General features: G+C 73.2%; 15 protein-coding genes and 1 tRNA gene. 7 read left to right on the top strand and 9 right to left on the bottom strand.

Features of this window, described 5'->3' with window-relative positions:
- Positions 1-48: 48 nt before the first annotated feature.
- The gene (locus LQ327_RS08210) at positions 49-786 is read right to left on the bottom strand and encodes a dienelactone hydrolase family protein (protein ID WP_230731434.1); all 738 of its coding nucleotides are present in this window, start codon (positions 784-786) and stop codon (positions 49-51) included.
- Positions 787-874: 88 nt separating this feature from the next.
- Between LQ327_RS08210 and hisC the strand changes: the two genes are divergently transcribed.
- Positions 875-1,933, top strand: a complete 1,059-nt coding sequence (gene hisC / locus LQ327_RS08205) for a histidinol-phosphate transaminase (protein WP_230731432.1) — start codon at positions 875-877, stop codon at positions 1,931-1,933.
- On the opposite strand, the gene LQ327_RS08200 is transcribed toward hisC, so the two are convergent.
- Positions 1,825-3,081: an acyltransferase family protein gene (locus tag LQ327_RS08200; protein WP_230731430.1), complete on the bottom strand. Its 1,257-nt coding sequence runs from the start codon at positions 3,079-3,081 to the stop codon at positions 1,825-1,827. The two genes, hisC and LQ327_RS08200, sit on opposite strands and share 109 nt — an antisense overlap.
- A gap of 165 nt (positions 3,082-3,246) precedes the next feature.
- Here LQ327_RS08200 and LQ327_RS08195 point away from each other — a divergent pair, with 165 nt between their 5' ends.
- Both LQ327_RS08195 and LQ327_RS08190 read left to right on the top strand, forming a co-directional pair.
- Positions 3,247-3,951, top strand: coding sequence for a DUF1990 family protein (locus tag LQ327_RS08195; RefSeq protein WP_230731428.1), 705 nt, complete (start codon positions 3,247-3,249; stop codon positions 3,949-3,951).
- A gap of 47 nt (positions 3,952-3,998) precedes the next feature.
- A complete protein-coding gene (locus LQ327_RS08190; protein WP_230731426.1) occupies positions 3,999-5,213 on the top strand; it encodes a low temperature requirement protein A in 1,215 nt (404 codons plus the stop codon).
- A 4-nt stretch (positions 5,214-5,217) separates the two neighbouring features.
- On the opposite strand, the gene LQ327_RS08185 is transcribed toward LQ327_RS08190, so the two are convergent.
- Positions 5,218-5,787 (bottom strand): TIGR03086 family metal-binding protein, encoded by a 570-nt coding sequence (locus LQ327_RS08185; protein WP_230731424.1) that lies wholly within the window; start codon positions 5,785-5,787, stop codon positions 5,218-5,220.
- A 31-nt stretch (positions 5,788-5,818) separates the two neighbouring features.
- Positions 5,819-6,589: a DUF998 domain-containing protein gene (locus LQ327_RS08180; RefSeq protein WP_230731422.1), complete on the bottom strand. Its 771-nt coding sequence runs from the start codon at positions 6,587-6,589 to the stop codon at positions 5,819-5,821.
- Positions 6,590-6,648: 59 nt separating this feature from the next.
- Here LQ327_RS08180 and LQ327_RS08175 point away from each other — a divergent pair, with 59 nt between their 5' ends.
- The gene (locus tag LQ327_RS08175; RefSeq protein ID WP_230731420.1) at positions 6,649-7,335 is read left to right on the top strand and encodes a TetR/AcrR family transcriptional regulator; all 687 of its coding nucleotides are present in this window, start codon (positions 6,649-6,651) and stop codon (positions 7,333-7,335) included.
- Between the two features lie 49 nt (positions 7,336-7,384).
- Here the strand turns inward: LQ327_RS08175 and LQ327_RS08170 are convergent, their stop codons facing one another.
- Positions 7,385-7,561 (bottom strand): YegP family protein, encoded by a 177-nt coding sequence (locus LQ327_RS08170; RefSeq protein WP_230731418.1) that lies wholly within the window; start codon positions 7,559-7,561, stop codon positions 7,385-7,387.
- 115 nt (positions 7,562-7,676) lie between these two features.
- A complete protein-coding gene (locus LQ327_RS08165) occupies positions 7,677-7,838 on the bottom strand; it encodes a hypothetical protein (RefSeq protein WP_230731417.1) in 162 nt (53 codons plus the stop codon).
- Between the two features lie 142 nt (positions 7,839-7,980).
- On the opposite strand from LQ327_RS08165, the gene LQ327_RS08160 reads away from it, so the two are divergent.
- Together LQ327_RS08160 and LQ327_RS08155 are read left to right on the top strand one after the other, a co-directional pair.
- Entirely contained in the window at positions 7,981-8,211 is a 231-nt protein-coding gene (locus LQ327_RS08160; RefSeq protein ID WP_230731415.1) for a hypothetical protein, read from the top strand.
- Between the two features lie 39 nt (positions 8,212-8,250).
- The gene (locus tag LQ327_RS08155; RefSeq protein ID WP_230731414.1) at positions 8,251-8,622 is read left to right on the top strand and encodes a glyoxalase superfamily protein; all 372 of its coding nucleotides are present in this window, start codon (positions 8,251-8,253) and stop codon (positions 8,620-8,622) included.
- A 7-nt stretch (positions 8,623-8,629) separates the two neighbouring features.
- Here LQ327_RS08155 and LQ327_RS08150 read toward each other — a convergent pair.
- Both LQ327_RS08150 and LQ327_RS08145 read right to left on the bottom strand, forming a co-directional pair.
- Positions 8,630-8,714: transfer RNA gene (locus LQ327_RS08150), tRNA-Ser, on the bottom strand.
- Positions 8,715-8,769: 55 nt separating this feature from the next.
- Positions 8,770-9,237, bottom strand: a complete 468-nt coding sequence (locus LQ327_RS08145) for a MarR family winged helix-turn-helix transcriptional regulator (protein ID WP_230731404.1) — start codon at positions 9,235-9,237, stop codon at positions 8,770-8,772.
- 90 nt (positions 9,238-9,327) lie between these two features.
- On the opposite strand from LQ327_RS08145, the gene LQ327_RS08140 reads away from it, so the two are divergent.
- A complete protein-coding gene (locus LQ327_RS08140) occupies positions 9,328-10,317 on the top strand; it encodes an NAD(P)H-quinone oxidoreductase (protein ID WP_230731394.1) in 990 nt (329 codons plus the stop codon).
- 70 nt (positions 10,318-10,387) lie between these two features.
- Here LQ327_RS08140 and LQ327_RS08135 read toward each other — a convergent pair whose 3' ends face one another.
- Entirely contained in the window at positions 10,388-11,605 is a 1,218-nt protein-coding gene (locus tag LQ327_RS08135) for a cysteine desulfurase-like protein (protein ID WP_230731392.1), read from the bottom strand.
- Positions 11,606-11,702: the final 97 nt, after the last annotated feature.

The following is an 11,702-nucleotide window of genomic DNA, read 5'->3' as shown; positions in this document are numbered from 1 at the left end:
GTCACACCCACGTCCTCTGGCCTCGCTGCCGCCGCCGTCCGCGGCGTGTCAGCGCAAGTGCGCGTCGAACCAGTTCAGCACGCGGTTGCGTGCTTCCGACCGGGTCCCCTCGCCGTCCTGCTCCTCGAGCGGGTCGGGCTGCACCGGGGCGGCCTCGTCGGCGTCGAACCGGTGCTCGGCCGCCGGGAAGACCACCACGTCGACCACCGCGCCGGAGGTGTGCGCGGCCTCGCGGAGCCGGTCCACGTCGTCGGGGTCGACCGGGTCCCCGGTCTCCCCGTAGAGCCCGAGCCACGGGCAGGTGAGCTCCCCCACGACGTCGAGCAGGGCCGGCAGCCCGTCGGCGAGCGGGGCCTGCACGCCGGCCGCGGCCACCGTGACCGCCGCCCCGAGCGCCCGCTGGGAGGCGACGACGAGCGCCGCCGTGGCACCCAGGTCGAAGCCCAGGACGCCCATCCGGTCCGAGGGCACCCCCTTGTCGGCCAGCCACCCGAAGGAGGCGTCCGAGTCGGCGAGCACCGACGCGCCCGAGACCCGGGAGGCGCCCTCCGACACCGAGGCGGCGTCGTCGAACCGGGCGGCTCCCTCGCGGTGGAACAGGTGCGGGGCGACGGCCAGCCAGCCCTCGCCCGCGAGCCCCTCCACGATCCGTTCGGTGCGCTCGGTGACCCCGCGAGCGGAGTGCAGGACGACGATGCCGCCGCGCACCGCCGCCTCGGGCTCGCCGACGGTCACCGCGAGCTCGGTGTCGTCGACCAGCGGGATCGTCTCCGTGCGGGTCGTCATGGTCACCAGCCTTCCACGTCGTATTCCGGACGGTGGGAAGAGGCCGGATGAACAACGGCCACCGTGACCTGCGGATTACCGTGGAGGGGTGACCGACGCGACGCCGCTGCGCCCCGACCTGTCCTCGCTGCCCGCCTACGTCGCGGGACGCACCGTCGCGGGGGCGGTCAAGCTGGCGAGCAACGAGGTCGCGCTCCCCCCGCACCCGTCGGTGCAGGCGGCGGTGGCCGATGCGGTGGCCGCGGGCAACCGGTACCCGGACATCTCGGTCAGCGCGCTGACCCGGCGTCTCGCCGAGCACCACGACGTCCCCCCGGAGCGGATCGCGGTCGGCTGCGGGTCGGTGGCGCTGTGCCAGCAGCTGGTGTCGTCGGTGTGCTCGCCGGGCGACGAGGTGGTGTTCGCCTGGCGGTCGTTCGAGGCCTACCCGATCGTGACGCTGATCGGGCACGCGACCGCCGTGCCGGTGCCGCTGACCCCGGGCCACGTGCACGACCTCGACGCGATGGCCGACGCGATCACCGATCGCACCCGCATCGTGTTCGTCTGCAACCCGAACAACCCGTCCGGGACGGCGGTGCGGCGCGCGGAGCTGGAGGCGTTCCTCACCCGTGTCCCGGACCACGTGCTGGTCGTGCTCGACGAGGCCTACCGCGAGTTCGTCTCCGACTCCGAGGTCCCCGACGGGCTCACGCTGCTCGACGCGCACCCCCACGTCGTCGTCCTGCGCACCTTCTCCAAGGCGCACCGTCTCGCCGGCCTGCGGGTGGGCTACGCGATCGGGCCGACCGACCTGGCGTCCGCGCTGAAGAGCGTGTCGGTGCCGTTCTCGGTGTCCACCCCGGCGCAGGCGGCGGCGATCGCCGCGCTCGACGTCCTCGACGACCTGCTCGACGACGCCCGCGGCGCGGTCGCCGAGCTCGGCCGGATGGCCACCGCGCTGCGCGGGATGGGCTACGAGGTCCCCGACTCGCAGGCGAATTTCCTGTGGCTCCCCCTGCGCGAGCGGGCCCAGGCGTTCACCGACCACGCGCTCGATCACAAGGTGGTCGTGCGGGGCTTCTCCCCCGACGGCGTGCGGATCTCGGCGGGGGCGCCGGACGAGAACGACCTGCTGATCGACGCGGCGTCGTCGTTCCCGGGCTGAGCAGGCGCAGCACCCGACGGGCGCCGGCGCGGCCACCGCGTCAGCAGCCGGTGCGCCGGGCGCTCGACGAGGCGGGTGAGCAGCCAGCCGAGGAGCACCGCGAGCAGGAGCACGCCACCGATCCGACCCCAGCCGGTGATCCCCAGCCGGTCCTGCGCCAGCCAGGCGAAGAAGTAGCCGATCTGCTGGTTCATGAGGTAGACGCCGTAGGAGATCCCGGCGAGCCACCCGATGATCCGCGGCAGCGGACCCCGCCGCAGGAAGTTCCAGTCCGGGCCGAGCGTCGCCGCGGCGACCAGCAGGACGGCCAGCGCGAGCACGATCGCGGAGTCGACGTCGGGCGTGATGATCGCCTCGGCGAGTACTCCTCCCGCCGTGAGCGCGGCGAGATGGGTCAGCGAGATGCGGCGCGTGCTGGCCAGCCACATCGCGAGCCCGATCGCGAAGAGCTGCCAGCGCCACATCACGAAGCCGTCGGACAGCGTCGCGAGCCAGCCGGTGGCGCACTCCGCGAGCAGCACCGGAGCGATGACCCCGGCCCACGCGAGCGAGGGGAGCGCCGCCGGGTGACGCCACAGGTCGCGCCCGAGCAGGCCGACCGCCAGCGCCGCGAGCGAGAACACCCCGATCTGCAGCGGCAGCGTCCAGTAGGAGTGGTCCATGTACGTCACGGCCGGGTCGAAGCTCTGGACGAGCAGCAGGTTCCCGACGAGGTCCCGCACGCCCGGGCGCCAGTACCCGTAGTCCGCGGCGAGGAGCGTGGCGCCGTAGGTGACCACGACCGCGACGAGGTAGGCGGGCACCAGCCGGGCGATCCGCTGCCACCACCACCGGCCGGGCCGGCGCTTCGCGATCGTCACGCACACGAAGTACGCCGAGATGACCATCAGCGTGTTCGCGCCCGCCTCGACGCTCCAGGTGAACGGCGGCGAGACCAGCCACGGCATGACGCCCTGCGCGGTGAACGTGGCGTGCTGCACGACGACGCTGATCACCGCGAGGACCCGGATGACGTCCCAGCTCAGACGCCGCTCGCCGGACGAGGCCGGCTGCAGCAGCCGCCCCGAGGGCGCGGCGGAGGGGAGAGGCGGAGCGGCGGGGGCCGCGGCGGCCGGGGTCTGCCGCGGACGCTCCTCGACGATGGTCATCGGCGCCGGACGCTACGGAGGGCGGCTGAGGGGTCGCTGAGAGCTGCGTACGACCCGGGTGAGCAGTCAACGGCCGGCGGTCGACGGGGCGCGGGGCGCGGCGGGCGGGCGAACGGCCGGGCTGCGACGATGCCCGGCGATCACCGATGTGCTGGAGGGAGCGCGATGCGGACCTGGCGGTTCTCCCCCGTCTCCGACCCCGCGGCCGGACTCGCCGAGATCGCCGGCTACGCGCTCAACTACGACCCGGGCGCGGCCGGCGGGCACGGCTGGCACCACGACCGGCTCCGGCACACCCTCGCCGTCGAGGACCCGGGCGACCCCGAGCCGGGCGGCCCCTGGGAGATCGCGTGCGCGCTGGTACGCGACTACGAGTTCTCCGACCGCCACATCATGTCCGCGATGTTCCACTCGGGCGCGCCGCTGGTCGGGCGGGACATGCTGCTCGAGGGGCGGTTCCTCGTCCTGCGCCTGCCCATGGGGGTTCGGGTCGACGCGGAGATCGACGAGACCCGTGAGCGCGCCGACGGGGCGACCGAGCGGGCCTGGGGCTGGAGCTACCGGACGCTCGAGCACCACCTCGAGCGCGGCCGGCTGGTCTACGAGGTCGTCAAGAACACGACGACGGGCCGGGTCGAGTTCGTCATCACCGGGGTCTCCTCGCGGGCCACGATCCGGAACCCGGTGCTCGCCGTCGGGTTCACGGTGTTCGGGCGGGTCACCCAGCGCCGCTTCTACCGCACGGTCGCGCACAAGCTGGCCGATCGTGTCCGGGCGGTGCTCGAGGGCGGCGACCGGCCCGTGCCCGACCCGATCGGGCCCGACGACGTGGTCCGCGCCCCGGCCCGGGACTTCGTGTCGTCGCGCTGAGACCCGTGCCGTCGCGCTGACACCGGACGATCCGGGAGGATCACGACGTGACCAGCCCGCGCACCGAGTGGTACCGCCCGATGACGGCGCGGAACCCGTACGAGGAGCACCGCGCGTCGTCGCCGCTGGAGCTCCTGTTCGACCTCACGTTCGTCGTCGCCATCTCCAGCGCCGCGGCCGAGCTCCATCACGCCATCAGCGAGGACCACATCCTGGCGGGGGGCCTCGGCTACCTGGTCGTGTTCTTCGCGATCTGGTGGGCCTGGATCAACTTCACCTGGTTCGCGTCGGCGTACGACTGCGACGACGCCCTGTACCGCGTGCTGACCGTGCTCAAGATGGCCGGCGTCCTCGTGCTCGCGGTGGGCATCCCGGCGGCGTTCGAGCACTTCGACATCGGCACCGTCGTCCTCGGCTACACGATCATGCGGATCGCGATGATCGCGCTGTGGCTCCGCGCCGCCCACGAGGACCCGGCCCGCGCCCCGGTCACCCGCGTCTACGCCGCCGGGCTCGCCGTCATCCAGCTGCTCTGGATCGGGCTCGTCTTCGTCCCCACGCCGTGGTCGTTCATCGGCTTCGTCGTGCTGGTGATCTGCGAGGTGTCGCTCCCGCCGTTCGCCGAGTCGCGCGAGACCCACGCCATGGCGTCGGCGACCGGCGGCACGACCTGGCACGCCGAGCACATCGCCGAGCGCTACGGGCTGCTGACGCTGATCGTGCTCGGCGAGGTGATCCTCGGGATCACCGGCGCGTTCGGTCCGGCGCTGTCCGAGCGCGGCTTCTCGATCTCCCTGTTGCTGCTCGGGATCGGCGGGCTCCTCGTCGTCGTCGGGCTGTGGTGGGTGTACTTCCTGGCGGGCGACGACGAGGGCCTGACCACCCAGCGGGTGGCGTTCCTGTGGGGTTACGGCCACTACGTCGTGTTCGCCGGCGTGGCCGCGGTCGGGGCGGGCCTCGAGGTCGCGGTGGACGCCGAGGAGCACACGTCCCACATCTCGACGACGACGGCGGCGTTCGCGGTGGCGATCCCGATCGCGCTGGTCCTGCTCGTGCTCACCGGCCTGCGGCGGCTCACCTGGGCACCGGGCTCGCTCGCGCCGGGCTGGGTGGCGTTCGGCGTCGTCGGGGTGCTGGTGTGCGCGGCGCTGGCCGGGGTCGTCGGAATCGGGCTCTCGGTGCTGCTCATGGGCCTGGTGGGCACCGTGATGCTGATCGGCTACCTGCTCCTGCTGCGGGGCCGGGAGCTCCGGGCGTCCTGAGCGGCTACCCGCGGGGGTCGGTGCGTCCGAGCAGGCCCGCGAGCCGCTCGATCGCCGGGGCCGCCGGGTCGACGGCAACGGCGGGAGCGAAGGGCAGCCGGGCCCGGTCCGTCGTCGTGAACATCGACTCGGTGAACGCGATCCCGGCCACCGCGAGATCCTCGGGCAGCGCCCCCGTGTCCTGACCGGAGCCGACGGCCACGTCCCACCCGTGGACCAGCGCCTCGACCGTCCGCAGTCCGACGGCGACCGGGACGGGGACCGTCCCGAACGGCACCGTGACGGTGCCGGAGAGGGCGTCCGGGAGCGAGAGGGCGGCGACGAGGGCCTCGGACGAGCTGCGGAACCGCGGGGCCAGCGACTCGGCGACCTCCGGGGCGTCCGCGAGATCCGGGCCGAGGGCCCGCGCCACCACCAGGTTCCCGGTGAGCACGTGCTCGACGACGTCGGTCACGGTCCAGCCCGCGCACGGCGACTGCGCGGCGCGCCGGTCGTCGGGAACGCCGTCGATGATCGTCGCCGTCGCGTGCAGGGCACGCTCGAGGTCGGCCACCGGGCCCGCCGTCGTCGTCACCCGGTCATCGTGGCGGATCGACGGGCCGGCGTCATGGGGTGGCGGGTGTGAGCAGCGGGGTCCGGCGGTAGAGGTCGAGCGAGACGACCGCGAGCCATGTCCACGCCAGGATCACCGCAACCCAGAACCCGAGGACGACGACCGGGCTCGCGGACCCGCTCGCAACGCCGACGAAGGCCACGAGGAAGAGCACCCCGGTGATCCGGGAGAACCAGGCCATGCCCGTCTGCCCGATGGTCGCGTAGTGGCGGGCAAGGATGAGCGCGCCGGCGATGAGCCCGAGGAAGCCGAGTCCGCCGGCCACGAGGTGGCCGATACCGCCGACGGTCACCGTGGTGGCGGGCCCGTCGGGGGTCCCGGCCGGGAAGCCGTTCATGGGGTCGGCGACGAAGACGCCCGCCCCGATCAGGCCGAGCCCGTAGAGGCCGACCAGGCGGGGTCCCCACGCCGAGCCGGGCCCGCCCCCGAGCACCCGCAGGGCCCGTGACATCCCGACGGCGGCGGCGACGGTCATCAGCCCGGAGACCACGAAGTTCGCGATCTGGATCCAGCCCAGCGGGCCGTTCGCGAGCAGGCTCAGGTCGTGACGGCTCAGGTCGAAGCCAGCGCGGGTGAGGCCCTGGACCAGGCCCACGACGACGTAGACGGGTCCGGCGAGCAGGCCGTACCCGAGCAGGGAGCGGGTGATCGCCGCGGTGCGGTCCGCGTCGCCACGCCCCACCAGGGGGCTGCCGGACGGGCCGGTGGCCTTCTCGGTGGACCGGACGGTACCGCTCGAACTGGACTCATCGGTACCGCTCATGGACCGGACAGTACTGCTCCCGGTACTGTCCGGTCCATTGTTTCGGGAGGCACGGTGCGATGACGGAGTCCGACGACGGGCTGCTGCTGCGCATCAGCCCGCATCCTCCGGCTCGCGACGCCGGGCCGGCCCGGCGCGACACGAGCGGACGGCGGGCGGCGATCGCCCGGGCGGCGACCGACCTGTTCCTGCGTCAGGGCTACCAGGCGACGAGCACCGAGCAGGTCGCGTCGGCGGCGTCGGTGTCCAAGCAGACCGTCTACAACCAGTTCGGCGACAAGGAGACCCTGTTCCGCGAGATCGTCCTCGGGGTGACCGCCACCGCGGAGGCGTTCGCGGCCGATCTACCGAGCGCCATGGACGGGGTCCCCGCCGGCGCCGATCTGGATGCGGCGCTCCGGGCGCTCGCGCGGCGGTACCTGACGGTCGTCGTGACCCCGCAGGTCCTGGCGCTGCGACGGCTCGTGATCAGCGAGGCGGTCCGGTTCCCGGAGCTCGCGGCGTCGTACTACGAGCGGGGGCCCGAGCGGGTGCTGGCGGCGCTCGGCGCGCTCTTCGCCGGCCTGGGCACCAGGGGTCTGCTGCGCGTCACCGACCCCGACCGGGCCGCGGCGGACTTCGCGTTCCTGCTGCTCGGCCGGACCCTCGACGAGGGGATGTTCCGACCTCGGACGATCGCTCCGGCGGAGATCGATGCCGCTGCTGACCACGCGGTGGACGTCTTCCTGGCCGGCTGTCGGTCGTGATCGGTGCGCCGGCGGCCGGTCAGGACCGGCCGCCGGCGCTCCCGAGGGGCTAGACCTCCACGATCTTCGCGTCGGCGGCGGCCTTCTGGACCGACTCGCAGCCCTTGTGGGCGGCCGACTTGGTCTCGTACGCCTCGCCCTGCGCGACGATCTCGCCGTTCCCGGCCTTGAGCCGGAAGCGGTGCTTCCCGGCCCGGTCCTCGTAGACCTCGAACTTGCCGGCCATCTCAGCCTCCTGCTGTCGTGTGTCGGCATCGGTGAAGGGCCGGACGCTGGCGCGTCCGGGCGCATTCACTACGCCTTTTACCCCACATACGACGGGTGCAATCGGCTGTAGACGATCAGCGGCGCGACGCCGAGCGCCGGGACGCCCCGAAGGCCGCGGTCACGAGGAACAGGATGATCCCGATGATCGCGAGCCAGAACAGGCCCTTGATGACGAACCCGAGGACCGCCAGCAGGAGCCAGATGACCAGGGCGGCGATGATGATCAGAAGGAGCACGGTGCCTCATTCCCGGCGGGGAAGGGCTGCTCCTCCCCGAACGGATCCAGCGTGACACCCCCGCCGTCGTCCTGGCGACGTCTTCTCGGCCCCGGCGTCGGACACCTACCCTCGGCCTAGCGCCATACCCCGGGGAGGGCCCATGCCCGACGACGAGAGCACCAGCGGCGACGACCAGGACCCACCGGCGGAGAGCGACCTCGCCGCCGCCGTGGACGAGGCCCTGGAGGACGAGGTCAAGCGCCAGAAGGCGCGGTTCATCCAGCAGATCATGGGCGTCGACCGGATCGAGGGCACCGGACGGCTCGACGAGTACCGGGAGCGCGGGTCCCGCCCGTATCCGCCCGACGACTCCGACGACTCCGACTCATGAGGACCGTTCCTGACCGCCTCATTTCCTAGCGTCGCGGGCATGGAGATGAAGCTCGAGCTCGTGGCCGTGCCCGTCAGCGACGTCGATCGTGCGAAGGCCTTCTACGTCGACCAGGTCGGATTCGTGGCCGATCACGATCACCAGGTGAACGATGCCCTGCGGTTCGTCCAGCTCACCCCGCCCGGATCAGCGTGCTCGATCGTGCTCGGGGTCGGGATCACGACGATGCCGCCGGGCAGCCAGCTCGGGCTGCAGATGGTCGTCGCCGACGCCGAGGCCGCCCGGAAGGAGCTGGTCGGGCGCGGGGTCGGGGCGAGCGATGTCGACGTCCAGCCCTGGGGCTCGTTCGTCTACTTCTCGGACCCGGACGGCAACACCTGGGCGCTGCAGCAGCTCCCGGCGTGGAGCTGAGCGTCGGCGGAAGCGGGGGGATTCGAACCCCCGGTACCTTGCGGTACGTCCGCTTTCAAGGCGGGTGCAATCGGCCGCTCTGCCACGCTTCCGCCGGTCAGCGTAAGCAACGGAGGCACCTGCCGTCGCCACCCGGGGGCGGGATGATCAGGAGCGGAGCTTGGCGACGATCCGCTCGAAGACGTCGCCGATGACGCGCCGCTCCTCGTCGTCGAGCAGGTCGACGAAGTGCTCCCGGACCCCGTGCAGGTGGTCCGGCGCCGCCGCCTGCAGGCGCGAGAAGCCCTCCTCGGTGAGGACGGCGAACACGCCGCGGCCGTCGGAGTCGCACACCTCCCGCCGGACCAGGCCCTCGGCCTCCAGCCGCGCGACCTGGTGGGACAGCCGCGACTTCGACGCCACGACCTCGTCGGCCAGCGAGGTCATCCGCTGCCGGTGGTCGGTCTTCTCCGAGAGGCGGACGAGGATCTCGTAGTCGGCGAACGCGAGCTGGTGGCTCTCCTGCAGCTCCCGACCCAGCCGACCGAGGAGCAGGGCCTGCCCGGCGATGTAGTTCCGCCAGGCCCGCCACTCCTCGGCGTCGAGCCAGCGGGGCTCCTCCTCCGAACCGGACATGCCCCCATGGTATCCACAACGAACCGTCCGGTTGGTCCGTTCGTCCGGCCACCCGGCGCCGTCGGGGCCACACCGATAGCGTCCACCGGCGTGTATGGCATCTCCATCCGCGAGTTCGGCGGCCCCGAGGTCCTCGAGTGGACCGAGCAGCCCGACCCGGAACCCGGCCCCGGCGAGGTCGTCCTCGACGTCGTCGCCGCCGGGATCAACCGGGCCGACGTCATGCAGCGCCAGGGCAACTACCCACCGCCTCCCGGCGCCTCGGAGCTGCCCGGGCTGGAGTGCTCCGGACGGGTCAGCGCGGTGGGCTCCGGGGTGAGCGGGTGGGCCGTCGGCGACCCGGCCTGCGCGCTGCTCGCGGGCGGCGGCTACGCCGAGAAGGTGGCGGTCCCGGCCGCCCAGCTGCTGCCGGTCCCCGACGGCGTGTCGCTCACCGACGCCGGCGGGCTGCCCGAGGTGGCCTGCACGGTGTGGTCGAACGTCGTCCTGCTCGGCGGCCTGCGTGCGGGTCAGACCTTCCTCGTGCACGGCGGCAGCGGCGGGATCGGGACGCACGCCATCCAGGTCGGGAAGGCGCTGGGCGCGACGGTGCTGGCGACGGCGGGTCACGCCGACCGGCTGCAGATCTGCCGCGACCTGGGCGCGGACCACGCGCTCGACTACCACGACGACCTCGTCGACGGCGTGAAGACGGTCACCGACGGACGCGGGGTCGACCTCATCCTCGACAACATCGGCGCCCGGACCCTCGGGGCCAACCTCGACGCACTCGCCACCGGCGGGCGGCTGGCGATCATCGGGCTGATGGGCGGCGCGAAGGGCGAGGTCAACCTCGCGAAGCTGCTGACGAAGCGGCTCTCGATGGGGGCGACGTCGCTGCGGGCGCGCCCGGTCGAGGGACCCGACGGCAAGGCCGGGATCGTCTCGGCGGTGCGGGACGACCTGTGGCCGCTGGTCGAGGCCGGACACGTGCGGCCGATCGTCCAGGAGCGGCTCCCGGTCCAGGAGGCCGCGCGGGCGCACGAGCTGATGGACCAGGGCGGCGTCGTCGGGAAGCTGGTCCTGGGTGTCTCCGGATAGGTGCGCTCCGCGCCTGTGAGCACTAATTGACGCCATAGCCTCAATTAGTGCTCACGAGCGCGGAGCGCACCTAGCAGGACGCCACCGCACGCACCAGCGCGTCGACGTCCGCCCGCGAGGTGTAGTGCGCGAGGCCGACCTTCACCACGCCGCCGATCTCCGCACCGCCGATGACCTCGAGCGCGCCCTGGTCGCCGGGGTCGATGAGCACGCAGACGCCCTGGTCGGCGACCCGCTCGGCCACCTCCTGGGCGGTGCGGCCGGCCACCAGGAACGCGATCGTGGGGATGCGCCGGGCGGGTTCGCCCAGCACCGTCACGCCGGGCAGGAAGCGCAGCTCGGAGACGAGGTAGGCGGTGAGCTCGTCGTGGTGGCTGCGCAGCGAGGACATCGAGGTGAGCACGCGGTCGCGCCGGGAGCCGGACGCGTGGTCGTCGAGCTCGGCCAGGTGGTCCACCGAGGCGACGAGGCCGGCGTACAGCGCGTACGGGGCGTCGCCGACCTCGAGCCGCTCCGGTCCGCGGGCGGCCGCGTCGAACGAGACGGCGGGCAGGCGGTCGAGCAGCTCCGGGGTGCGGAACACCAGGGCCCCGACCGCCGGGCCGCCCCACGCCGCGGCCGAGAGCACGACGACGTCCGCGCCCATCGTGTCCATGTCCAGCGGGAGATAGGGCGCGGCGGCCGTGGCGTCGACGATCATCAGCGGCTCGATGCCCGACGCGGGCGTGGGCAGTCCGTGGACCTTGCGGGCGATCGCCGCGATCTCGGTGCGCGTCCCGATGTGGCCGCAGGCGGCGGTCACGGTGACGACGCGGGTGCGGGGGCCGAGCAGGTCGTCGTACTGCCAGCTCGGGAGCTCGCAGGTCTCGACGTCGACCTCGGCGGTGCGCACCGCGCCCCCCGCGCGGCTCGCGGCGCGGGTCCACGGGGCGACGTTGGCGCGGTCGTCGAGGCGGGAGACCACGACCTCGTCGCCGAGCGCCCAGCCCGCGGAGAGCACCTCGGCGAGCCGCTCGAGCAGCGAGGGCACCGACGCGCCGAGGACGACGCCTTTGGGCTCGGCCCCCACCAGGTCGGCCACGGCGCGGCGGGCGGCGTCGACGATCGCGCCGCCGCGCTGCGAGGCGGGGAAGACCCCGCCGGGCGGGGAGACCGGGGCGCGGAGCGCGGAGGACACCGCGGTGGCGACCTGTTCCGGGACCTGCATCCCGGCCGGCGCGTCGAGGTGGATCCAGCCATCACCGAGCGCGGGGACCTGGCCCCGGACCCGAGCGACGTCCACCGTCATGCTCCAGTACGGTACGTCGGCTGCACGCCGTAGCCGAGGCCGGTCCTCGAGTCCCCGCCCGTGAACTCGGACGGAGCAGGCCCACATCGGCCAGGAT

The organism is Actinomycetospora endophytica (assembly GCF_021026375.1).
In the GTDB taxonomy this organism is placed as follows: domain Bacteria; phylum Actinomycetota; class Actinomycetes; order Mycobacteriales; family Pseudonocardiaceae; genus Actinomycetospora; species Actinomycetospora endophytica.
This window is presented reverse-complemented; position numbering and strand designations above follow the sequence as displayed.

Coding starts and splice junctions, on each gene's coding strand:
- LQ327_RS08210 (WP_230731434.1), bottom strand. CDS start 786: ATGACGACCCGCACGGAGACGATCCCGCTGGTCGACGACACCGAGCTC.
- LQ327_RS08200 (WP_230731430.1), bottom strand. CDS start 3,081: ATGACCATCGTCGAGGAGCGTCCGCGGCAGACCCCGGCCGCCGCGGCC.
- LQ327_RS08195 (WP_230731428.1), top strand. CDS start 3,247: ATGCGGACCTGGCGGTTCTCCCCCGTCTCCGACCCCGCGGCCGGACTC.
- LQ327_RS08180 (WP_230731422.1), bottom strand. CDS start 6,589: ATGAGCGGTACCGATGAGTCCAGTTCGAGCGGTACCGTCCGGTCCACC.
- LQ327_RS08175 (WP_230731420.1), top strand. CDS start 6,649: ATGACGGAGTCCGACGACGGGCTGCTGCTGCGCATCAGCCCGCATCCT.
- LQ327_RS08170 (WP_230731418.1), bottom strand. CDS start 7,561: ATGGCCGGCAAGTTCGAGGTCTACGAGGACCGGGCCGGGAAGCACCGC.
- LQ327_RS08160 (WP_230731415.1), top strand. CDS start 7,981: ATGCCCGACGACGAGAGCACCAGCGGCGACGACCAGGACCCACCGGCG.
- LQ327_RS08155 (WP_230731414.1), top strand. CDS start 8,251: ATGGAGATGAAGCTCGAGCTCGTGGCCGTGCCCGTCAGCGACGTCGAT.
- LQ327_RS08145 (WP_230731404.1), bottom strand. CDS start 9,237: ATGTCCGGTTCGGAGGAGGAGCCCCGCTGGCTCGACGCCGAGGAGTGG.
- LQ327_RS08135 (WP_230731392.1), bottom strand. CDS start 11,605: ATGACGGTGGACGTCGCTCGGGTCCGGGGCCAGGTCCCCGCGCTCGGT.